This window comes from Bifidobacterium sp. UTCIF-38 (assembly GCF_006454495.1).
Classification (GTDB): domain Bacteria; phylum Actinomycetota; class Actinomycetes; order Actinomycetales; family Bifidobacteriaceae; genus Bifidobacterium; species Bifidobacterium callitrichos.
Window position 1 is genome coordinate 1 of sequence record NZ_JFAL01000014.1, and the last position, 23,605, is coordinate 23,605.

Here is a 23,605-nt window from a genome sequence, read left to right on the forward strand (position 1 = left end):
CGGTGGTCCTGTTCTCGACACGCTCAAGGCCGCTCGGCCAAGCCTACGGTCGAGAACAGGACCACCGCCCCTCCCACTTGCGTTTTCAACCTTTTTGGTGAGCCGATTCCTGCTCCTACTTGTTCACCTTGGGCTGGAGGCCGGTGGAGTTGGCTACGGCGGTGGTCTGGCCGCAGACGGCGAGCCAGTTGGCCAGCAGGCGGTAGCCGTCCTGGGTCATCACGGATTCGGGGTGGAACTGGACGGCGTACATCGGCTTGCCCTTGACGCGGATACCCTGCACGATGTGATCGCCCTGCGTCCACGCGGTCACCTCGAGCGTGTCCGGCACGGAATCGGGCTCGACGGCGAGCGAGTGATAGCGGGTGGCGGTCATCGGATTGGCGACTCCGGCGAAGATCTCGTCGTCGATGTGCTCGACGAGGCTGGTCTTGCCGTGCATGATCGTCGGCGCGTGATCGACCGTGCAGCCGTACACTTCGGCGAGCGCCTGCAGACCGAGGCATACGCCGAACATCGGCTTGTTCTGGCGGGCGCACAGGCGGATCATGTCCTCGCTGGCGCCGGATTCGGCCGGGGCGCCCGGGCCGGGGGAGATCAGCACGCCGTCGTAGCCGTCGGTCACGTGCTCGTCGGACGGGTCGACGACGTCGTTGCGCACCACGTCGACGGTGGCACCGAGCGTTTTCAGGTATCCGACGATCGTATAGACGAACGAATCGTAGTTGTCGACCACAAGGATGTGCGCGGAATCGGTCACGATGGCTCCTTCATGAATTGCGTCTGCTGACCAGAAGTCTACTGCGAGTGTAATGCGGCTACTGTTGGACCGACACGTAGTTGCTCATCTGCTGCAGCATCGGGATGTTGGCGGCCGCCCAAGGGAACGTCCACTGGAAGAGCGCGCCGACCGCGGCCGCGGCGAGCAGTACGGTGAGGACCACGCGGATCGGCAGGATGCCGGGCTGGAGTCGCCAGAGCAGGCCGTAGATGCTCGCGTCCGGCCTGCGGCGACGGCCTGAACGGATGTCGGCGATCAGCGGCCACTGCCAGGCGACGGCTGCCGCGATCGCGAGCACCGCCCAGATCACCAGCGAGCCGAACACGTACGGCGTGAGCGATCCGAGGCGGGCGGGCAGCGACATGGTGGTGGTGCTCGTGCTCGCGAACCTGACCTGACCGGCCGAGTCGGTGGAGGCGAGTTCCTGTGGGATGCCGTCGGACACCTTCGCCCAGTATTTGAGTTCGCCCCATGCGATCCAGCGGTGCGTGGCGGTCGTGTACTTCGGTTCGCATGTGGTCAGGGTGATCATGCGTTTGGTCGGTTTCGCGTTCGGATCCGACGAATCGGGCGTCGGGTTCGGCGCGACCACCCACACGTCGGTCGGGACGACGATCTGGTATTTCGTGTACGTGTATACGTACCAGTAGTCCTGCGTGCGGATGATGATCGGGTCGCCGGTCTGGAGCTTGTCGATGTCGCCGAGCGGCTCCCCGTAGCCGGAGCGATGGCCGGCGATCGCGAAGTTGCCTACCTCGCCGGGCATCTGCGTGCTCTGGTAGTGGCCGAGTCCGTGGCGGGCGAGCTGTTCCGCGTCGGTGCCTTCGACGATGTTACGCTGCCATCCCTCGCCGAATCGCGGGATGTACACTTCGGCGACCAGATCGCCGTAGCTGGCGCTGGTCGGCTGAACGGGGGCATCGCCGGACTGCGCCTTGGCGATGGTGGTCGCGCTGTCCGCGCTGCCGGTTGCACCGTCCGCACCGTCCGTGCTGCCCGTGGTCGACGTGCCGGGGGTCGCCCACGACACCTGTTCGCGTGTCTCGACCTGCGTGCGTTCCGATATGACGCCGGTCCACCACATCTGCCACACGATGTACAGCGCGCAGACCACGGCCATCGTGATGAGGATCTCCGCGATGATGCCGATCATCTGCCATACGGGATTGCGGCGGGAGCCCGTGGCCGCACCTGCGGTCGCACCGGCGGTCATGCGAGTGGTCATGTCGTCCGATGACCGCCTGCCGTCGCGTATGTTCCTGTTCGCCGCCCTGTTCGCGCTGTGCTTCATCGATGCCTACTCCCCCTGCGTGCCCGTGTCTGTGCCGTTCGTGCCGGACGTGCCGGCCGTGCCACTTGTTCCGGCCGTATCATCGGCCGTATCATCGCCCGAACCGGACGATCCCGACGCGGCATCGCCCGACGTGCCCGACGCATCGCCCAGCACCGAGGCGTAGGTGAGCGGCTGCAGCAGCGACGCCGTCTCGTCGAAATGCAGATTCTTCTTCCGTTCGACCTTCCAACCGAGGCCAAACGCGCTGACGTACTGCTTGTAGATGCCGATCGCGGGCGAATCGTCCAACGCCTTGATCAGGCTGTCCTGATCGCCGATCGCGTAGATCGTGAACGGTGGCGAGTATTTCTTGCCGTGCAGCGAGACGACGTTGCCCGAGCAGATCACGGCGGAGTTGAACAGCATGCGCTGGTCCATGAACGACATCGACGTGGCGCCGCCCGCCCATAGCGCGTTGATCACCGATTCGATGTCCTGCTGGTGGATCACGTACTTGTCGATGTCCTCGCTGGAACCGGAGGAGTCGACCGCCTGCTCCCACATCGGCGAATCGTCGAGCGTGACGGCGACGCCCGCGCCGTCCACCGCGGGCAGGGTCGCGCCGGAACCGGCATCGTAAGCGGTGGCGCCGCTGCCGTTCTTCGCGACGAGATCGGTCATCGTGCTCACGTCCGCACTGAGCTTCTCGACTTCGGCGTTGAGCCTGTTGACCTCGTCCACACGCTGTTCGATGAGCCCGGCGGTGTCCGAGTTGACGGTGGCGGTGCGATTGAATCGCAGATTGGTCATGAACAGGTATCCGGTGAGCGCGACGACGAGCATCACCGCGATGCCGCCCGCGAAGGAGCGCTTCACACTGTGCCGTCCACCTCTGTGTCTGGCCATGGCCGCCGCCTTTCCTTCACGCCGGAATCCCGTTCCATCCGCGGCCTATCTATGCATACGGCCTCGCGTTGTACAGTATGATCACCATTATTCGGGATTGTTCGCCGCGTTCGAGTGTAACCACTATTATGACTTCTAGCCTATAGAACTTGAATGGAGACTACGCTGATGGCTGACGAAGAGCTGGACAACAACTCGAATGGACAGAAGGACTGGCAGTCCGATACGGAGAAGACGACGGACGCGGATACCGCGGGTCTCGTCGACATGGACAAGGTCGAGGCCGTCCTCAACGCCACCGCCGACAAGTCCTCGATGACCCCCCAGATGCAGCGCATGATGGCGCGCCAGGAGGAGAACACCCGCCGCGTCGAGGAGACGATCAAGGGCACCAAGTCGAACCCGCGCTGGTTCGTGCCGCTGTTCTGCATCCTGATGGTGATCGGCCTGATCTGGGTCGTCACCTACTACCTGACCTCCAACTACCCGATTCCGAACATCGGTGCCTGGAACCTGCTCATCGGCTTCGTGATCATCATGATCGGCTTCATCATGACGATGTGGTGGCGCTGAGCGGCGAATCCGACCCGCGGGCTGCCGCATTGCATAGATACGTTGAGGGCCTTCATCCGCACATGGATGAAGGCCCTCAACGTCTCTATGGCGGCAACCGGCGTCCCGTCCGACGACTTGCTCAGTGGTTTGTTGCTCAGTGGTTTGTTTAGCGTGCTCATAGTGCTTCCTCTCGTTTTGGGGTCCCCTTCGGATCCAACCGAACGATGAGAATACCCAACATGATGTAGGATAAAAATCCCCATAACCCGATATGCTGTTGAGTTGGAGGACGCCACAAAACGACAAGACAACGGGGAGGAACGGTCATGGGACGACCGAAGGCAGGCGAACGCTCCGCGCCGCAGAAGATGCAGGCCGCATTCTGGAAACTGCTGGAAGCCAAGCCGTACGCACAGATCAGCATCAGCGACATCACGCGCGTCAGCGGACTGAACCGCAGCGCCTTCTACTATCACTACACGTCGATTCCCGAGCTGGCCGACGACGCGATCGCCGCACTGTACAAGGAATCGAATGTGGCATCGTTCATCATCCACCTCATTCGAGAGCCGGACGACGCCGAGGCGATCACCGACTATGGCAAACGGATAAATGATCCCACATACCGCGACTGCATCCACAAGATCACGCTGATCGCCGGACCACACGGCTCGGCCGGACTGGTGCGCCAGCTCAAGGATTTCGTCATCGACGTCTGGCTGTCCTCGCTCGGGATCACGGCGGACTCGCTCACCCCCGTGCAGCGCATCACCGCCGAGTTCGCCGCCAGCGGCATCCTCGGCATGCTCGGGACCGCCCGGATCTATCTCGATTCCTCAGGATTCAACACCGAATGGCTCAGCCAATCCCCTGTGCCACGCGCCGTCTCCCAGCTCGTCCACTCGCTGCGTGAGCAGTAGTTGATGTGGATAACCCCCCTCTCCGGGAAGCCTCCAAGAGGATATCCACACACACCTGCATATATGCACACCAAGTAATCCACAGGTTATCCACAGCGATAATCGTTGAAATTCCAGCGATTGTGGATCATTATCCACAAGTTATCCACCACTTATCCACTGATTGTGCACCGCTTTTCCACTAATACGTAGTGGTTATCCCCAAACTATCCACTGGATATTGGGGAGTTATCCACAATCGAGGTGCGTTATGCACACGATTTGTGGCATATACAGCCTCCGGACAGCCTTTCGACGGCCCGAGTTATCCACCTGTACACCCTCGAACACCCCCCACATACCCCCCAAGCACCCCGAATGTGCAATTGTGGATAACCTATTGTGCACATATCCACAATTCACAATCGTTGAAATTCCGCCGATTTGATCGGCAAAGTAGGGTTATGCACACCCGTTTTCCACCATATGCCCGTCGTTATCCCCAAGTTATCCACACTCTTTTCCACAGATTGTGGAAAACCACACGGTTGTAATTCACACTACATGTAGTGGCAAGCCTCGTCGCCCGCCACTACACACAGGTGACACCCCCTAGCGTCCCGCGTTAGAAGTCCGTTGTTGAATTGGCCGCCCTCTCGGGCCCACTTCGGAGACTTTCCACACGCCCACACGCCCACACGCCCACACAGCCACACAGCCACACAGCCACACAGCCCACTTTCTATTGAACACACATTTCGTCCGATCCCGTAGGATCCGGCGTTGAGGGGGTGGAGGAAGTGGCGAAGACGTTCGATCTCGTAGGATCCGACGCAATAATAACCCCCATTCCCCGTTCCATTACGTCCGATCCTGTAGGGTCCGGCGTTGAGTGGGTGGTGGGAAGTGGCGACAACGTTTGATTCCGTAGGGTCCGATACGTCGATCGGGGTGAATCGAGGATGGATGCGTGACGAGTCTGCCACTCAGCGCATGTCAATCGGTTGATGTTCGTTGAGTGGCAGAAAACCGTGCCGCTCAATGCGATTTCGGTGCTTTTTCACGTTGAGCGGCAGACACATCGGAGGCAAGGACAGCCCTCGGGATACCGGCTATTGCAGAATCGTTGGAAAATAGCCATTTTGACAACATGTCAAAAAGGTGATGGGGTGGCAATGACGCATCGCCGTGCCGCTCAACGCCAAAAACACTGAAAAAAGCGTTGAGCGGCACAGCTGGACAGTATGGCTGGGAGGCATGGCTGAAGTGGCACAGCCGGAACACAGCCGGACGGCACAGCTGGGCTGGGAGGTATGACTGAGGCGGTGCGGCCGGGCAGCACCGCCGTGGGAACAGCTGGGCGGCATAGCTGAAGTGGTATAGCTGGGCGGAACAGCTGGAGCACAGCCGGACAGTATAGCTGGGCGGCACAGCTGAGGCGTGGCCGGACGGCATGACTGAGGCGGTGCGGCCGGGCGATGCAATTGAGTCGGTCTGCGATGGCGCGGCCGAGTATCTAGTACCTCCACCGGAAATTCGTTGGTCTCATCCCGGCTCCCCTTGTCGGGACGTTGCCGTTGGTCAGGGCGTCACCATGAAGCAAACAGCTCCGCCGTTTGCAGGCAACGTGCGGGGACCGACAGACGAGTCGGCATGGCGCGCGCGCAGCGCGTCCGTAATCGCAGGACGAGCCGGACCGCGAAGCAGACCTGAAGCAGACCTGAGGGGTGGTCAATTCAACAATGACTTTACGGCGCAGGATACTAACGGCGTGATCACGCGATCGACATCAGGCACACCATCGCGATCGCGACGAGCGCGACGACCACCGCTCCCCCATAGAGCCACATGCGCTGGTTGAACGAGCGGCGGCGCAGCGCAGGAATCCCCGCAACCAGCAGCCATGTGAGCACGCCACCGGTCACGAATCCGCCGACATGCGACTGCCAGGCGATGCCGCCAACCACGAACGGCAGCAGGAAGTTGACCGCCATCCACACCAGCATCGAGTTGATATCGGCCCCGATACGGCGGTAGACGACCAGAATCGCGGCGAACAGGCCGAACAACGCACCGGACGCACCATACGCGGCCATCATCCAGTTGCCAGTCACGCGGGCCCAAACGACGAGGCCAACCGCGCCGCCGAATCCGGAGATCAGGTAGAGCACAAGGTACTTCCAGTGGCCCATCATGCGCTCCAGTTCAGGGCCGACCGAATACAGCGCGATCATGTTGAACAGAATGTGCATGATGTTCGGCGCATGCAGGAACATCGACGTGAACCACGTCCACGGGCGGGAGAACAGCGTGAACGGCATCACCATGCCGGAGCCGATGAACTCGTTAAATAAGGCGGGCGAGAGCAGTCTCAGCAGGATCTCGACAAGCCACACCGCCACACACACGGCGACCAGCGCCTTGGTGACCACCGGGCCGTTGTTCCTCCACTCATAGGCGATCTGCTGTCTCGTAGGGAATTTCGGTAGATTCATGCGCATGGGATCAGTGTATCGGGAGGAGATACCTTGGGCGCGTTCACACCCGATCCTCACAAAAACGTGCCTATGATGGGGAAGCAAGGTCGTCACTGAACGAACAGGGCGACGAGAATGGGAAAGGAGCCGTCATGGAGAACAAGTCCTCGAACGGTTGGAAGTTCTTTGCGTTGCTGTTTGGTGCGCTGCTCGCCGGCGTGGTGGGCCTGTACATCTACAAGCAGCAGAACCCGGATTATGATCCGTGGGAGGAGCCGTGGGAGAACAGCTCCTCGCCGGTCGATCTGGGTCTTGACAAGGCCGAGAAGGCCGACAAGGCCAAGGATGAGGCTACCCCGGCCGACGACGCTCCCGAAGCCGCCCCGGCCGAAGCCTGATCAGCACCGCCACAGCGCATACAGCGCATACATACGGATTATACGAAAAGGTCCCGCAATCTCGAATGGATTGCGGGACCTTTGCGTTATCACTCAGTCGCTATCCGCTAGCTCTCGCCACGCGCGTGCGGAGCGTGCGGAGCGAGTCGACTGACGTGTGCGGAGACCGTCGTCCGAAACCGAAGGCATACAAAGGTACGTCGAGGTTGAGGAAAGACGGTATACGCTCCGTCAGTCGGCGAGCGGGCCGGTGTGCCAGATGTCCTTGAGGTAATCCTCGATCGAACGGTCGGAGCTGAAGAAGCCGGAGTTCGCAACGTTGAGCAGGGCCTTGCGGTTCCACTCGAGCTGGTCCTGGTAGAGCTTCTCGATCTCGGACTGGATGTCGACGTAGGAGGTGAAGTCGGCAAGGGTCATGAACCAGTCCTTGGTCAGCCAGTCGGCGACGAGCGGCGCGTAGGCGTTGCGGTCACCGTTGGAGAAGGTGCCGTTGGCGACGAGGTCAATGGCGTGCTTCAGGCGAGGATCGGCCTCGTAGTACTTGGCCGGATCGTAGTCGTTGGCGTACTGCTCCTCGACCTCGTCGACGGTCATGCCGAAGAGGAAGAAGTTCTCGGCGCCGACACGCTCACGGATCTCGACGTTCGCGCCGTCGAGGGTGCCGACGGTCAGAGCGCCGTTGAGGGCGAACTTCATGTTACCGGTGCCGGAGGCCTCCTTACCGGCCTGGGAGATCTGCTCGTCGAGCTCGGTGGCCGGGATGAGGTTCTGGGCCATCTCGATGTTGTAGTTCGGGAGCATGTAGACGGCGAGCTTGCCCTTGAGGTCCGGGTCGTTGTTGATGACGCGGGAGACGTTGTTGATCAGCTCGATGGTCATCTTGGCCAGGTAGTAGCCCGGGGCGGCCTTCGCGCCGAAGAACACGGTGCGCGGCTGCAGGTCCTCGACGGAGGCGGAGCCGTTCTTGATGGCGGCGTACTGGGAGATGGTGGCCAGGATCTTCAGGCTCTGGCGCTTGTACTCGTGCAGACGCTTGACCATCGTGTTGAACAGGGTGTTCTCGTCGACGTCGATGCCGTAGTGCTGCTTGGCGAAGCCGACGAAGGCGTGCTTGTTGGCCTGCTTGACGGCGGCGAACTTCTTGACGAACTCGTCGTCCTTGGCCAGCGGGACGAGGCCCTGCAGCAGCTCAAGGTCGGACAGCCACTTGTCGGTGCCGAGGCCCTCGGTGATGAGGTCGGACAGACGCGGGTTGGCGAGCTTGATGAAGCGACGCGGGGTGACGCCGTTGGTGACGTTGGTGAACTTGTCCGGGTAGACGTCGGAGAAGTCCTTGAGGGTGACGTCCTTGAGGAGCTGGGAGTGCAGGGCGGCCACGCCGTTGACGTGGGAGCCGCCGTAGGTGGCGAGGTAGGCCATGCGGACGGAGTCGCCGGTGTAGATGCGCATGCGCTCGATGGTCTCGTCGTCGACGCCCTTGCCCTTGAGCTCGTCCTCGAACTGCTCGTTGATCTTCTCGATGATCTCGAGGTGACGCGGCAGCAGCTCGCCGATGAGGTCGGCGGACCAGACCTCGAGGGCCTCCGGCAGCAGGGTGTGGCAGGTGTAGTTGAAGGTCTTCACCGTGATGTTCCACGCGGTGTCCCAGTCGTAGTCGTACTCATCGATGAGGATGCGCATGAGCTCCGGGATGCCGATGACCGGGTGGGTGTCGTTGAGCTGGAACGTGATCTTGTTCGGGAAGGTGGTCAGATCCGGCTTGTCCTGGCCCGGGTAGAAGACGCGGATGGCGTCGTGCAGGGAGGCGGCGACGAAGAAGTACTGCTGCTCGAGGCGCAGCTCCTTGCCGACCTTGGTGGAATCCTCCGGGTACAGAACCTTGGAGATGTCCTCGGCCTTGACCTGCGGCTTGACGGCGTCGAGGTACTCGCTCTTGTTGAAGGTGAGCAGGTCGAACTCGTCGTAGGACTTGGCGGTCCACAGGCGCAGGGTGTTCACACGCTGGGACTCGTAGCCCGGAACGAGGTAGTCGACCGGGACGGCGCGCACGGACCAGGCCGGCTTCCAGACCTTCTTGCCGTTCTCCTCGACGACCTCGCCGCCGAAGGAGACCTTCTGGTCACGGTTGTAGTCGATGTGGCCCCACGGCTCCTCATTGTTCAGCCAGTAGTCCGGGGTCTCAACCTGCTTGCCGTTCTCGTCGAACGTCTGCTTGAAGATGCCGTAGCGGTACTGGATGCCGTAGCCGAAGGCCGGCACGCCAAGGGAGGCGAGGGAGTCGACGTAGCAGGCGGCGAGACGGCCGAGGCCGCCGTTGCCGAGGCCCGGCTCGTACTCGGCGTCGACGATGTCCTTCGGCTGGAAGCCGAGGGCCTCGACGGCGGAGTCGAACTGATCGGTCAGGCCGGCGTTGAGCAGGGCGTTCTCAAGCTGCTTGCCCATGAGGAACTCGGCGGAGAAGTAGCCGACGGCCTTGGTGTTGCCGTTGACCATATCAGCCTGAGTCTTGAACCAAGAGTCCGCGAGGTGGTTGCGGACGGCCTTGGAGGCGGCGACGTAGACGTCGGCGGCGGTCGCCTGCTCGGGGGTGACGCCCTGGGTGTACTTCAGCTGTTCACGAATCTCGTCGGCGAACTGCTCAGCCGTGACGGGAGACTTCGGTGCAGTGATCTCGGTCATGTTTCTTTTTGTCCTTCCGGGATGGAACTTCCCTGACCATGATAAGGCGCGATATTGGCCGCGCTTCAACCCATACATGAACAGTGCGTTACATTCCGCACCACTTCGTGCATACGTTGTCATAGCTCTTATCCATCACCATACTACGTAGTATGGCCATCGGATCGGGAGACGATGTTCACGAGCCGGTCGGAGGTGCGTCGCGAATCGATCGCGTCGCTGGGAGGCGAGTTCCGCACCCGCAGCGATGACGAAACGTTCAGCCATCCACGCTCAGCCACACAACCGTCAAATCCGTCAAACCGTCCACGGACATGACACAATGCATGACACAATGACGGTATGGCTGTGATTCTGGAAAAGGATTTGGAACGCGGACGCGTGGCGCTCAAGCAATGGTGCGAGGCGGCGCACGCTGAAGCCGCACGCATTGGCGCGCCAACCGCGGCGATCCCCGCGAGTACCGCAATCGCCGCAATCGCCAACGAAGGTGCCGGGAACGACGATAACGGCGCAAACGATACGGCCGACGGCGATAACAGCACAGATAACAGCGCAACCGGCATCACGACAATGTCTGCTCCGCCCGCTCCTGCGCGCCTCGCCATCGCGCCGAAACTGCCGCGCCCGGTCATGGCGATGGCCGTACGCTACTCGCTGTTCCTGCTTGAACGCAAGGCACCCGGCCCCGGTGTGGAGGTACGCGTGGCACCGTGGGGCGCGATCAAGATCCTCGACGGACCGGCCTCGGATCCGCATAATCTCACGCCTCCGGACGTCATCGAACTGGATCCGCAGGTATGGCTGCGCCTTGCGGCCGGGATCACCTCATGGAACGAGGAGAAGGAGGCCGGGCATATCAGCGCGGTCGGCGAACGCGACGATCTGGGGTGGCTGCTGCCGCTGTGAGGACTACCCCCTCAGCTCCCCTTGTCAGGGGAGCTGGCCCGGTAACAGGCCTGAGGGGTAGTCAATGCGATGGCATGCTCTCTGCCAGAGACGGTTCTCAGGCCTTATGAGGCTTGAGCGCGCTCGGCATCGGCATCGGGATGGGCTTGTGCGGCACCGGCTTCGCGCTGGTCTTGCTTGCCTTGGGGAATTCACCGCTGGTAGCCTTCGCAGCCGCCTCGGCGGCCCACTTGGCGTACTCGTCCAGATCGTCGTCGCCCTGCGCGCTGGCACCGCTAACGCGATCAGCGTCATCGGCATCAGCGGAAACACTCGAATCCGCCGCAACGGCGGCGTCCGAAGTTTCGTCCGCATAGCGAGAAGAATACTGATCCTCGACGTCGGCAAACGGGTCAACCGAGCCGGTTCCCGGCTCCTGACCGCTCAGTTCCTTGGCAAGCTCATCGTAATCGGTGTCGGTAGTCAGATATTTGAGCTTACGAGCTATCTTCTGCTGCTTGGCTTTCTGACGTCCGCGGCCCATGTGACCCCCTGAGATAATGCTTGCTATCAATTCATCAACATAGAAGAGTACCACTTGTCTGATTCATTGGGCTTGTCGGCTCGCGCTTTTACGATAAAAGCGATATTTTGCACGGTTTTGACACAACCTGATCACCACACTGACCAGTCACCTGATCAGCCGGATCACCGAAACCACCGAAAAGGACGATACGCATGACGGAAGAAACGCAGGAGCCGCAGATCACGGCCGCCGGCAACGAAATGAGCGCCAGCTTCCTGGCCGCAAAGAAGCGCTCGGACGCGACGCTGGCCAAGCTCGAAGCCGAGCCGGGCAAGTTCACGATGCTCACCGGCGACCGCCCGACCGGCCGTCTGCACCTCGGCCACTACTTCGGCTCCATCAAGGAGCGCGTGGCCATGCAGAACAAGGGCGTGCACTCCAACATCATCATCGCCGACTACCAGGTCATCACCGACCGCGACACCACCGAGCACATCCAGGACAACGTCCTCAACCTCGTGCTCGACTACATGGCCGCCGGCATCGACCCGAAGAAGACCATGATCTACGCGCACTCCGCCGTGCCGGCCGAGAACCAGCTGCTGCTGCCGTTCCTCTCCCTCGTCACCGAGGCCGAACTGCATCGCAACCCGACCGTCAAGTCCGAGATGGAGGCCTCCGGCCACGCGCTGACCGGCCTGCTGCTCACCTACCCGGTGCATCAGGCGTGCGACATCCTGTTCTGCAAGGCGAACGTCGTGCCGATCGGCAAGGACAACCTGCCGCACATCGAGATCACGCGCACCATCGCCCGCCGCTTCAACGAGCGCTACGCGAAGAAGCACCCGGTGTTCCCGGAGCCGGCCGCGATCCTGTCCGACGCGCCGGAGATCCCGGGCCTCGACGGCCGCAAGATGAGCAAGTCGTACGGCAACTCGATCATGCTGGGCGCCACCGCCGAGGAGACCGCCAAGCTCATCAAGAAGAGCCCGACCGACTCCGAGCGCACCATCACGTTCGATCCGATCAACCGTCCGCAGGTTTCCGCGCTGCTCACCACCGCGGGTCTTGTCACCGGGCGCGATCCGAAGGAGATCGCCGATGAGATCGGCGCCGCGGGTGCAGGCGCGCTCAAGGCGTACGTCATCGAATCGGTGAACAACTTCCTCGCCCCGCACCGCGAGCGTCGCGCCGAGCTGGCCAAGGACATGGACTACGTGCGCGACGTCCTGCACGACGGCAACAAGCGCGCCAACGAGATCGCCGAGGCCACCCTTGACGAGGTGCGCGAGGCCATGGGCATGAAGTACTGATATTCAGTAGTACCGAAGCAGTACCGAAAGCAGCCTGATAAGGACGTTCGTTCCCCCTATCTGCGTTACATGAGGTACTTTCAGCCTTGTGCGGACATCTATCTCGCTTACATGGGGTACCAAGCCGAAGTATAAGGGCCGGAAAATGGCTTAGCCTCAGCGGCATCAAGCCGTTTTCCGGCCCTTATACCCGAGGCGAGTACCCCTCGTAAGCGAGATAGATGTCCGCACGATGCCGAAAGTACCCCTCATAACGCAGATAGCAGACGCAGATAGGCAGTGTCCCAGTCTGGAGAACCACCATCCTCACGGGTCACAGTCACCGATGACATCGACCAGCGCCTCACCATCACCGACACCAGAATTCAACAATGGGGTGAATCCAAGTCGCAGGTGCATCGGCTTGCAATACCGACTTCTGCCATCGCAGATCTGACGAATGGTCTTTCTCTCGGTCAGTGGTGCGATCGAACCCGTTACCTCGTATATTCTCTCCGCAACCCTGCCGGCCAAGGCCGCTTCAGAGGAGTCATCACCAATATCCATTGTCGTCACTTGGACATACTTCCATCCTGCATCCTCGAGTATCTGCCGCCTTTTGACATCAGTTAGCCATTGACCGGCATGATGAGAGCCGTCATATTCGACACAGATCTTGAACTCGGGATATGCAAGGTCCAAATACAGGGTCTTCTCTCCATGTCCGATGAACACGGGGTAGTTCACTCGAGGACAATCCAATCCGTATTTCATCAACGCCAATCGAGTGCGCGTCTCCATCGAGGAATCCGTGCCCTCGCGAATCATCGGCAGCGCACGACGACAATCGGCATATCCTCTGAACATCCGACATTGGCGCCCCGCCTCACGCTCCTGCCGCGCGTACTCCTCGGCACCATCGAGGTACAGGCCCAGTTCCTCCACTGTCGACCGACGCAGACGCCCATCACGCCGGGTCATGGAATCCCCCAGCACGATAAGCTCCTCCAAACCCACATATGGGGCGAACATCGCCCACGTGCAAGGCGGGGACGTGCATGCGAACTGCCGTTCGACCGTGACGGTGTCCATCGGGAACCGCCACACCACCGCATTGACTCCTTTGACCCGGTATCGGCGATTGAGATGAGGAACCGCCACCGCCACGTCTTCACTGGTTCGACTACGCTTCCGGTACCGCATTCGCCGACGCGACGGCAACGCAGGCATGCGAGGCAACTCGATCGCCATCAGTTCCAAAGCGGTCGACAAAGCATATGGCGGACGCCAATCCGTGCGCCGTTGAATCGCAGCGCACACCTCCATACGACGATATTTCAGTTCCGTAAGCTCAGTCAATGCCATCGAATCGCCCATCAGATCCTCCTCGATCCTCTGCTTTCCTTGCCCGGCACAACCGTGCAATCCCTTTCTTCGAGGACTGCGAGATGCAGGCATCCGGCTTAACCCAGATTATGCGGCATTGGGGAATCGCACCTTGATCGAAGAATAAGCCGTGCATAGATGCGGGCGTTTGTGGATAACCGGGCCATCGCGCTGTCGGACACCGCCGGGCGGGGACGGCACAGGAGACTTAACCATTCGACACAATCATTCGGCTCAACGGTCGAAAGGACGCCTCTCTCCCTCATCCGACAGTGGCACCATAGCGGTATGGACAACGGCAATAGCACGAGCGGCGATCCGAACGACCGCGATCTCAATATCATCAATGCGCACATTCCCGGCAGCGATGTAGGCACGGATACACGCGTGGACCTCAGCATCCGCGCAGGACGCATCGTCTCCGTGACGTCATCTTTGTCAACGGCGTCAGTCTCGGCTTCCGACACGGCCGACGCCGACACGGCCGACACCATCGACGCCGACGGTCTGTGGGTCATTCCCGGACTGTGGGACTGCCATACGCATTTCACGCAGTGGTCGAAGACCCTCGGTCGCCTTGACCTGATCAGCGCCCGGTCGGCCGACGAGGCGATGGCGATGCTTCGCACGCATCTTGACGAACGCCGCACCGCAGGCACACTTGACCCGAATGCGTTCGTGGTGGGCATGCGGTTCCGTCACTCGCTGTGGTCCGACGATCAACAGCCCACGTTGGCTGCGATCGATGCGGTGACCGGCGAGCAGCCGGTCGCGCTTTCCAGCGCCGACATGCACTGCGGATGGGTGAATTCGGCGGCGGCCCGACGACTTGGCGTCCATGTGGATGAGAAGACCGGGCTCGTCGGCGAGCTCGAATGGTTCGACGCCTACACTCAGTTCGACAAGGCGCCGGGGGCTGCCGAGGAGACCGACCGTCTGCTTCGCGAGGCCGAGCGGGATGCGGCCGGCAAGGGCGTGGTCGGCATTCGCGATTACGAAATGGCCGAGAACATCGATACGTGGATCCGTCGTTTCGCTTCCGGTATCGATCGTCTGCGCGTCGCTGCCGGCGTCTATCCGGAACGCCTGCAGCAGGCCATCGACGACGGCTGGCGTACCGGCGAGGAACTGCCCGGATCGCGGGGGCTCGGCACGGTCGGCGCGATGAAACTCATCTCGGATGGTTCGCTCAACACCCGTTCCGCCTACTGCTCGACCCCGTATTCAGGGATCGAACCGCCGACCTACGGCACGCTGAGCTATACGCCGCAGCAGATCGAGGAGTACATGCGGCTCGCCACCGAGCATGGCTTCGATATCGCCTGCCATGCGATCGGCGACGAGGCGAATACCATCGTGTTGAATGCGGCCGAGCGCACGCGCGCCCATGGGTCGATCGAGCATGCTCAGATGCTCAAGCGCTCCGATATCCCGCGTCTCGCGCAGCTTGGGCTCGACGCGAGCATCCAGCCGCAGCATGCGATGGACGACCGCGATGTGATCACCCGCTTCTGGGCGTATCCGGCCGGCATCCCGTATGCGTTCCGGTCGCTGTACGACGCCGGCACGCGGCTGCGCATGGGGTCGGATGCCCCGGTTGCGCCGCTTGATCCGTGGATGGCCATCTCCGCGGCAGTGTTCGGCACGGAGAACTCCGATCGAGAGCCGTTCCAGCCTGAGCAGTGCCTGCCTGTGGACGTGGCATTGGCCGCATCCACGGCGGCCGGGCGCGACCATCTCGAAGCCGGCGACCCCGCCGATCTTGTGCTCTTGGACACCGACCCGTACGAGGCCCGAACCCCGGAGGAGATGCGCGCCATGCCGCAGCACGTGTCGATGACGTTCGTCGGCGGGAGGCGCATCCTCTGAACGGCACGGTGATGAACAGTGCGGTGAGGTACTAGACAAGCTATCTGCGTTACAAGGGGTACATTGCGGCGTTTGCGGACATCTATCTCACTTACGAGGGGTACTTGTCCGAAGTATCAAGGCCTGAAAACGGCTTGACCTCGTTGCAATCAAGCCGTTCTCGGTCCCGTATACCTGACACAAGTACCCCACGTAAGCGAGATAGATGTCCGCAACAGGCCGAAAGTACCCCTTGTAACGCAGAAACCCAGCAGAAAACCAGTATCCTGCGCCGTCGATTCATTAATGAATCGACCACCTCATGCCCACCTTGTGCCAGACCGGCTCATCCTGCAATCAGGGACGTGCTGCGCGCGCATTCTGCAACCCACGTCCCCGCATCACGCATCGTGGGAGGTATCACCGCGCCGCGGATTGACCTCGGATTCCATGGCCTGCATCGGCTCGTCGACCAGGAGCGTGCCGGAGGGCAGGGTACCGGGCAGCGGATCATCCATGTAGTGATCGAATTCGTAGAGCATGCGATCGCTCGGACGGGCCGTGAGCAGCGAGACCACGATGATGCACGCCAGCGAGATGAGGAACGCGGGCAGGAGTTCGTAGATCGCGAACACGCCTCCCAATGGCTTGATGAGGTTATGCCACACGAGCACCGCAGCGGTGCCGGAGATCATGCCGGCCACCGCACCCGCCTTGTTGGCGCGGCGCCAGTACAGCGCGCACAGCATCAGCGGGCCGAACGAGGCGCCCAGACCGGCCCACGCGTAGGAGACGACCTGGAAGATCGACGAGTTCTGGTCGTAGGCCACGAGGATGCCGAACAGGAACATGACGATCAGAGTCAGACGCGCCACGATCATGACCTGCCTGTCCGTGGCCTTGCGGTGCAGCAGCCCGCGGAAGATGTTCTCGCCCATCGCGGAGGCGCCGATGATCATGTACGACGAGCTCGAGCTCATCGAGGCGGCGAAGATACCGGAGACGACCACACCGCAGATGAAGCTCGGCAGCAGCGTCTGCGCGAGCACGATGAAGATGGTCTCCGCGTCGCCCGAGGTAAGCAGGTGCGTCGGCATCATCGCGCGCCCGACCAGGCCGATGCACACCGCGCTGGCGAGCGATAGCACGCACCAGGAGGTGGCGATGATCCGTGATTTGCGCACCTCCTCGACGCTGCGGATCGACAGGAATCGCACAAGCACCTGCGGCATGCCGAAGTAGCCGAGACCCCAGGCGAGCATCGAGACGATGGTGATGATGCCGTAGTCGGCGGGTGCGCCGAACACCGCCTTGCCCGCCTCGACGAGTTGCTGCCCGGACGTCGGGTCGAGCTGCGGCACCGCCACCTGCGTGCCGGAGATGAAGCCCGGGATGGCGCGCAGGAACGCGACCGTATTGCCGATGCCGCCCGCGGAGGCCACCGTGCCGATGAACACGACGGCGAGCGCGGAGAACATGAGCACTCCCTGAATGAAGTCGGTCATCACGACCGACAGGTATCCGCCGACGATGGTGTATACGAACACGACCAGCGCGCCGATGATCATCATGAGGTGATAGTCGAAGCCGAAGAGCGCGTGGAACAGCTTGCCGACGGTCACGAAGCAGCTGCCCACGTACACGCAGAAGAACACGAGGATGATGAGCGCCGCGATGGTCGAGATCACGCCGCGCTTGTCATGGAAGCGCTTGGCGAAGAAGTCGGGGATGGTGATCGCGTCGCCGGCAACGACCGAGTAGCGGCGCAGTCGCCGGGCGACGAGCTTCCAGTTGAGGTATGTGCCGAGCGCCAGTCCGATGGAGGTCCACATCGGGTCGGCGGCGCCGGTGAAGTAGGCGAGGCCCGGCAGGCCCATGAGCAGCCATCCGGACATGTCGGACGCTTCGGCGGATAGGGCCGTCAGCCATGGCCCGACGCCACGGCCGCCGGCGAAGTACTCCTTCGATGAGGAGTTCGATCGTTTGGAGTAGATGAATCCGATGGACAGCATGGCCGTGAAATAGATGACCATGGCCAGTAGGATCCAGAAATCGTTCGCCACGATAAGGCCGCCTTACTTTCTCTCGTTCCGCTCTTGTCTTGTGTGCTCGTTCCCCGATATCGCTCGACGTTCCCCGACAGTGCGGACAATCCGCCGAAAACGCCACGAAACCGTCTCAGAGTATGGGCGCGTTCGGCCGCGGCGCGAAGGTCGGTTAGCCTGCCGATCAAGCGCCGGTCAGATGTCGTAGCGCCAGGACTTGTCCGTGATGACGCGGGCCATCGCCAGTCCGATCGGCAGGCAGACGATCACCATGAACGCGCGGAACGCCCAGTCGAGTGCGTGGATCGTCTGGAAGCTGCCGAGGTACCACATCGCGCGGTACATATACATGCCGGGGACCATGATCACGATCGACGGCACGGTCAGGCAGATGCGCGGATAGCCAAGGTGCGGGGGCAGCCAGCCCTTGCGTACCGAGGATCGCCATGCGGAGGCGAGCAGGCCGGCGAGCAGGGCGCCGATGAATGCGCCCGCTTCGGCGGGCACGCCGGCGTCGACGATCTCGAGACGCAGGGTGTCGGTGATCATGCCGATGACGGCGGCGGTCAGGCACATGCGCTGCGGCGAGTTGAACATGATCGAGAAGCCCCAGACTCCGAGGAACGCGAACACGGCGCGCAGCAGCGCGTTGACCCACGGGTTCAACCCGAGCGGCTCGAATCCGGTGGGGTTGAGGTGCACGATCGTGGCGATCATCCAGCCTGCGAGCGTGGCCATGAGCACGATGCACAGGAAGTAGGCGAGACGTTGGATGCCCGAGGGGAAGTCGATCTTCGCCATGTCCAGTCCGCTGGTGATGAGCGGGAAGCCGGGGATGACGAAGAGCATCGCGCCGATGTACGCGGTGTCGTGCTGCAATGCGATCGGGTCGAACAGGCCGATCAGTCGCAGCGTGCCGGTGCAGGCGAGCGCGGCGACGGCCACGCACACGAAGGTGACGAAGAACTGGTTCAGGTGGTGGGCGAAGAGCCGGCGGCGCAGCCAGTGGCCGAGTCCGGCGCCGACGAACGCACCGACCATGTCGTACGGGCCGCCGCCCAGAAGGAACACGAAGGACGCGCAGGCGATGGCGGAGGCGAGTCCGGCGAACGCGGGGGAGTAGAGCGGCTTGCGGTGCTCGATCATGTCGAGTCGCTTGTGCGCCTGCCGCACGGTGATGCCGGGGCGGCCGGCCACGGGTGTCTTGCCGACGTGGTCGAAGTGTTCGGCGTATTCGCCCTTCGGCGGCTTGTGATCACGTTTGCGAGAGGAGGATCCCGCGGTGCCGTTGGCGGCCTTGGTGCCGCCGCTGCTGCCGTTGCCGACGCCGTTGCCGACGAAGCCTTCTTCCGGCGCCACGCCATGACGGCCTCGGCCCTCATGCGCGTCACGGACCTCACGGAACTCACGATCGACGAGGCGCTCGCGTGACGGCTTACGATCGGCCGGATCCGAGACTTCGGCCATCCTGTCCCTCATGTCCTCGAAGTCGGGGCCCATCACTTCGGAGTCGGCGTGGCCGGATCCGTTGACGCCGCGGCGACGATGCCGCTCCTGCCGTTCGCGCTCCTCTTGCTTGGCGAGTTCGGCGCGTTCGGCGAGCGATTCGGTCATCGCCGACTTGGACCAGTCGCTCTCATGCACGTCCAGCGGTTCGGCGAGCGGCTGTCCGGGATCGGTGTGCTGGCTTGCGGCTTCGAGGGCGTCGAGGACGGCGTCCTGTCCATCCTGTTCGACCTGACCGGACTTGCCGTCATGGTCCGACTGGTCCAACTGACCCGACTGACCCGACTGACCCGACTTGACGTCATGGCCGCGGCCGGCGAGGCGATTCACCCATGTCGCGACCGTACCGGCTCCCGTCGCACCTCGCGCCTCCTGCGCCTCGGCCTGACGTTCCCGTTCCTCCTTCTCCTCCTCGCGCAGCTCCTTGGCGAGTTTGGCGGACATCTGCGAGGCGTCCTTCTCGTCGAGGTGCTGCATGAGGCCCTTGGACACCTCGGGGCGCGTGTGGTACATGCTCTCCTCGCCGAGGTTCACGCTGAACCAGTCGGCGAAGTGCTCGAGCAGCCAGATGCGTTCGGTGTTGACGCCGGTGGTGGGCAGGTCGATGACCTCGGTGATGCGGTCCTTGCCGTCGGTGCACGCGGCCTCGATGTCGGTCAGATTCACGTCGGCGCGCACGTGCACGCCGAGCGGGTAGGCGATGCGATGCATCATCTCACGCACACGGAACGATCCGGTTCCGGCGGACAGGTCAAGCAGTCCGACGCGCACGATAACGCTCGCCTTGGCGGCGATGCCCGCCTCGGTGATCGGTTTGTCCCAGTCGCGTTCGATGTCCTCCATGTCCAGCGGAATGGAGTGCGTGTGGTAGTGCGATACGGCGATCGCACCGTGCTCCTTGGGCGGTTCCTTGGTGTCGGTGCGGCGCCCGTTCTGTGTGTCGGTATGGTCCGTCTGCTGTTGCATGTGTATTCGATTCTGATGAAGGAAATCCGACGAATTGCGATGGAATCCCCGCAAATTACCCGAGATCGTACGCTACCCCGCGCCCTTCCCCGAACATCGCCGCGTTCACTTTCGTGTCCACTTTTCGGACGATCGGGGGTCGCCATATGGTCGTCCCACGCTCGTTCCGCGACCATCACACGGTCATCGCACGACCATCGCACGGAAAACCGATCACCCCCGATTATCCGAAAATCGCCCGATAATCGAACTTCGTAACATAGATGGCGATTTCGCGACGATAGAATGCTGACCACAACCAAACGCCGTATACGGGCTGTGGGCTCGCAACGGACGGCCTCAACAACCGCGGAGGAGCCGCGGGCGACCGTCAGACCGGGCAACCTGAGGTACGGCAGAAGGAGGTCTGATGACAGATAACGATCAGCAGATCACGCCAGCCGACGCGACGATAGTCTCGACCGGTACGGGAACCAAGGGTCCCGAAGAGCGTGCTCTGCCCGAATCACTCGCCAGCGACATGGATCTGTGTCTGCACATCCTGCGTGATGTACTCGGCGAATTCGATCCCAAATTGCTCGCCACGTTCGACGAAGTACGCCAGTACGCCGTCGAGGCCAGCGCCGAGCATTTCGAAGGCGTGATGGTCGATCCCGATCCGGATCACGATGGTCTCAAGAAGGCCGTGGAAGTCATCGACGCCATGAAGCTTCACGACGCCCAGCTTCTGGCCCGTGCGTTCGCCACCTACTTCCACCTCGCCAACCTGTGCGAGGAGGACTACCGCGTCTCCGTGCTGCACGCACGTGAGGCCAAGGTGAGCGACGACAGCGCCGTGGACCCGATCAACGAGCTCACCGTCGCCTACCATCAGCTCATCAACGAGATGGGCCCGGCGAAGGCCAAGGAGCTGCTCGACCGACTCGAGTTCCACCCGGTGTTCACCGCGCACCCCACCGAGGCCCGCCGTAAGGCGGTCGAAGGCAAGATCCGCCGCATCTCCGAGCTACTGACGGCCAACAAGCTGCTGGGCGGCTCCGACAAGAAGGAGAACCTGCGTCGCCTCTACAACGAGATCGACGCGCTGTTCCGCACCTCGCCGATCGCGCTCAAGAAGCCGACCCCGGTCGAAGAGGCGGACACGATTCTCGACATCTTCGACAACACGCTCTTCCACACGATCCCCAAGGTCTACCGCCGCTTCGACGACTGGATTCTGGGCGACAAGGCCGGACTCGTCGAGCCCGTCTGCCCCGCGTTCTTCCACCCGGGCAGCTGGATCGGCTCCGACCGCGACGGCAACCCGAACGTCACCGCGAAGGTCAGCCGTCAGGTCGCGCGCAAGTTCTCCGACCACGTGCTGGGCGCCCTCGAGGAGGCCACCCGCACCGTCGGCAAGAACCTGACGATGGAGGCCGAGACCACGCCGCCGAGCGCTGCGCTCAGGGTGCTGTGGAGCCACCAGAAGGAGATGAGCGAGAGGCTCACCGACAAGGCCGCGCTGATCTCCACCAAGGAGCTGCACCGCGCCGTCATGCTGGTGATCGCCGATCGCCTGCACTACACGATCCTGCGCGACGCCGACCTGATGTACCACACCTGCGACGACTTCATCGCCGACCTCAAGGTCGTGCAGCAGTCGCTGGCCGACGCGGGCGCCAAGCGCTCCGCCTACGGCCCGCTGCAGGACCTGATCTGGCAGGCCGAGACCTTCGGCTTCCACATGGTCGAGATGGAGTTCCGTCAGCACTCGGTCGTGCACTCCCGCGCCCTCGCGGACATCCGCGAGCACGGCCTGCACGGTGAGCGCGGCGAGCTGCAGCCGATGACCCAGGAGGTGCTCGACACCTTCCGCGCCCTCGGTTCGATCCAGAAGCGCAACGGACTCAAGGCCGCACGCCGCTACATCATCTCGTTCACGAAGAGCGCGCAGAACATCAAGGATGTCTACGAGCTCAACCGTCTCGCCTTCGCACATCCGGAGGACGTGCCGACCATCGACGTGATCCCGCTGTTCGAGCAGCTCGAGGATCTGCAGAACTCGGTGGACGTGCTCGAGGAAATGATCAAGATCCCCGAGGTGCAGGCTCGTCTGAAGGCCACCGGCAACAAGCTCGAGGTCATGCTCGGCTACTCCGATTCCTCGAAGGACGCCGGCCCGACCTCCGCCACGCTGGCCCTGCACTCCGCTCAGGAGCGCATCGCCAAGTGGGCCGAATCGCACGACATCGACCTGACCCTGTTCCATGGCCGCGGCGGTGCCGTCGGTCGTGGCGGCGGCCCCGCCAACCGCGCGGTGCTTGCCCAGCCGGTCGGATCGGTCAAGTGCCGCTTCAAGCTCACCGAACAGGGCGAGGTCATCTTCGCCCGCTACGGCAACCCGGTGCTGGCCATCCGCCACGTCGAGTCCGTTGCGGCGGCGACCCTGCTCCAGTCCGCGCCGAGCGTCGAGAAGCGCAACACGGACATGACCGCCAAGTACGCCGAGATGGCGCACGAGCTCGACGAGGCCGCGCACAACCGCTTCCTCGACCTGCTGCACACGCCCGATTTCGCGCAGTGGTTCTCCACCGTGACGCCGCTGACGGAGATCGGCCTGCTGCCGATCGGCTCCCGTCCGGCCAAGCGTGGCCTGGGTGCGAAGTCGCTCGACGATCTGCGTACGATCCCGTGGATCTTCTCCTGGGCTCAGGCGCGCATCAACCTGGCCGCATGGTACGGCCTCGGCACCGCGTGCGAGCAGTTCGGCGATCTGGAGACGATGCGTCAGGCCTACGAGGAATGGCCGCTGTTCTCCACGTTCATCGACAACATCGAGATGTCGCTGGCCAAGACCGACGAGCGCATCGCCAAGATGTATCTGGCGCTCGACGATCGCACGGATCTGCCGGAGAAGGTCATGCACGAGATGGAGCTCACCCGCAAGTGGGTGCTCGACATCGTCGGCGACAAGTGGCCGCTGCAGCACCGTCACGTGCTCGGTCAGGCCATCCGAATCCGCTCCCCGTACGTGGACGCGCTGTCCGTCACCCAGGTGCTGGCGCTGCGTTCGCTGCGTAAGAAGGTGGACAAGGAAGAGCTCTCCAAGAGCCAGCAGGCCGGGTTCATCTATCTCATCCTCTGCACGGTCTCCGGCGTCGCCGCAGGCCTGCAGAACACGGGCTGATTCCGGTCCGCGCC

At 62.4% G+C, this 23,605-nt stretch carries 17 protein-coding genes; 7 read left to right on the forward strand and 10 right to left on the reverse strand.

Going from position 1 to position 23,605, the window contains the following annotated elements; translation table 11 throughout:
• Nucleotides 1-115: 115 nt before the first annotated feature.
• From BW11_RS05600 to BW11_RS05610, 3 genes are all read right to left on the reverse strand, one after another.
• Entirely contained in the window at nucleotides 116-760 is a 645-nt protein-coding gene (locus tag BW11_RS05600) for an aminodeoxychorismate/anthranilate synthase component II (protein ID WP_140445317.1), read from the reverse strand.
• A gap of 58 nt (nucleotides 761-818) precedes the next feature.
• On the reverse strand, nucleotides 819-1,994 hold the full coding sequence (locus BW11_RS05605) for a class E sortase (RefSeq protein WP_258184622.1): 1,176 nt from the start codon (nucleotides 1,992-1,994) through the stop codon (nucleotides 819-821).
• An 84-nt stretch (nucleotides 1,995-2,078) separates the two neighbouring features.
• Entirely contained in the window at nucleotides 2,079-2,960 is an 882-nt protein-coding gene (locus BW11_RS05610; RefSeq protein WP_140445319.1) for a DUF881 domain-containing protein, read from the reverse strand.
• A gap of 168 nt (nucleotides 2,961-3,128) precedes the next feature.
• Between BW11_RS05610 and crgA the strand changes: the two genes are divergently transcribed.
• Nucleotides 3,129-3,533: a cell division protein CrgA gene (crgA, locus tag BW11_RS05615; protein ID WP_043166641.1), complete on the forward strand. Its 405-nt coding sequence runs from the start codon at nucleotides 3,129-3,131 to the stop codon at nucleotides 3,531-3,533.
• Nucleotides 3,534-3,841: 308 nt separating this feature from the next.
• Complete coding sequence (locus BW11_RS05620) at nucleotides 3,842-4,435, forward strand: TetR/AcrR family transcriptional regulator (RefSeq protein ID WP_140445320.1); 594 nt, start codon at nucleotides 3,842-3,844, stop codon at nucleotides 4,433-4,435.
• A gap of 1,017 nt (nucleotides 4,436-5,452) precedes the next feature.
• On the opposite strand, the gene BW11_RS05625 is transcribed toward BW11_RS05620, so the two are convergent.
• Nucleotides 5,453-5,647 carry a hypothetical protein gene (locus BW11_RS05625; RefSeq protein ID WP_140445321.1) on the reverse strand — a complete coding sequence of 65 codons (195 nt, stop codon included), beginning with the start codon at nucleotides 5,645-5,647 and terminating at the stop codon, nucleotides 5,453-5,455.
• Between the two features lie 542 nt (nucleotides 5,648-6,189).
• Nucleotides 6,190-6,915, reverse strand: a complete 726-nt coding sequence (locus tag BW11_RS05630; protein ID WP_375137635.1) for a rhomboid family intramembrane serine protease — start codon at nucleotides 6,913-6,915, stop codon at nucleotides 6,190-6,192.
• 128 nt (nucleotides 6,916-7,043) lie between these two features.
• On the opposite strand from BW11_RS05630, the gene BW11_RS05635 reads away from it, so the two are divergent.
• Nucleotides 7,044-7,289 carry a hypothetical protein gene (locus BW11_RS05635; protein ID WP_107044651.1) on the forward strand — a complete coding sequence of 82 codons (246 nt, stop codon included), beginning with the start codon at nucleotides 7,044-7,046 and terminating at the stop codon, nucleotides 7,287-7,289.
• A 231-nt stretch (nucleotides 7,290-7,520) separates the two neighbouring features.
• Here the strand turns inward: BW11_RS05635 and BW11_RS05640 are convergent, their stop codons facing one another.
• On the reverse strand, nucleotides 7,521-9,968 hold the full coding sequence (locus BW11_RS05640; RefSeq protein WP_140445323.1) for a glycogen/starch/alpha-glucan phosphorylase: 2,448 nt from the start codon (nucleotides 9,966-9,968) through the stop codon (nucleotides 7,521-7,523).
• Nucleotides 9,969-10,445: 477 nt separating this feature from the next.
• Between BW11_RS05640 and BW11_RS11550 the strand changes: the two genes are divergently transcribed.
• Nucleotides 10,446-10,877, forward strand: coding sequence for a sterol carrier family protein (locus BW11_RS11550; protein WP_375137637.1), 432 nt, complete (start codon nucleotides 10,446-10,448; stop codon nucleotides 10,875-10,877).
• 97 nt (nucleotides 10,878-10,974) lie between these two features.
• Here the strand turns inward: BW11_RS11550 and BW11_RS05650 are convergent, their stop codons facing one another.
• Nucleotides 10,975-11,400: a DUF3073 domain-containing protein gene (locus BW11_RS05650; protein ID WP_140445362.1), complete on the reverse strand. Its 426-nt coding sequence runs from the start codon at nucleotides 11,398-11,400 to the stop codon at nucleotides 10,975-10,977.
• Nucleotides 11,401-11,594: 194 nt separating this feature from the next.
• Between BW11_RS05650 and trpS the strand changes: the two genes are divergently transcribed.
• The gene (trpS, locus tag BW11_RS05655; RefSeq protein WP_043166651.1) at nucleotides 11,595-12,695 is read left to right on the forward strand and encodes a tryptophan--tRNA ligase; all 1,101 of its coding nucleotides are present in this window, start codon (nucleotides 11,595-11,597) and stop codon (nucleotides 12,693-12,695) included.
• A gap of 306 nt (nucleotides 12,696-13,001) precedes the next feature.
• Here the strand turns inward: trpS and BW11_RS05660 are convergent, their stop codons facing one another.
• A complete protein-coding gene (locus BW11_RS05660) occupies nucleotides 13,002-14,051 on the reverse strand; it encodes a DUF559 domain-containing protein (RefSeq protein ID WP_140445325.1) in 1,050 nt (349 codons plus the stop codon).
• Nucleotides 14,052-14,348: 297 nt separating this feature from the next.
• On the opposite strand from BW11_RS05660, the gene BW11_RS05665 reads away from it, so the two are divergent.
• Complete coding sequence (locus BW11_RS05665; RefSeq protein WP_140445326.1) at nucleotides 14,349-15,929, forward strand: amidohydrolase; 1,581 nt, start codon at nucleotides 14,349-14,351, stop codon at nucleotides 15,927-15,929.
• 380 nt (nucleotides 15,930-16,309) lie between these two features.
• Here the strand turns inward: BW11_RS05665 and BW11_RS05670 are convergent, their stop codons facing one another.
• A complete protein-coding gene (locus BW11_RS05670) occupies nucleotides 16,310-17,971 on the reverse strand; it encodes a sodium/proline symporter (protein WP_140445327.1) in 1,662 nt (553 codons plus the stop codon).
• Between the two features lie 177 nt (nucleotides 17,972-18,148).
• Nucleotides 18,149-20,302 carry a threonine/serine exporter family protein gene (locus tag BW11_RS11815; RefSeq protein WP_223847621.1) on the reverse strand — a complete coding sequence of 718 codons (2,154 nt, stop codon included), beginning with the start codon at nucleotides 20,300-20,302 and terminating at the stop codon, nucleotides 18,149-18,151.
• A gap of 532 nt (nucleotides 20,303-20,834) precedes the next feature.
• Between BW11_RS11815 and BW11_RS05685 the strand changes: the two genes are divergently transcribed.
• Nucleotides 20,835-23,591, forward strand: a complete 2,757-nt coding sequence (locus tag BW11_RS05685) for a phosphoenolpyruvate carboxylase (protein WP_140445328.1) — start codon at nucleotides 20,835-20,837, stop codon at nucleotides 23,589-23,591.
• Nucleotides 23,592-23,605: the final 14 nt, after the last annotated feature.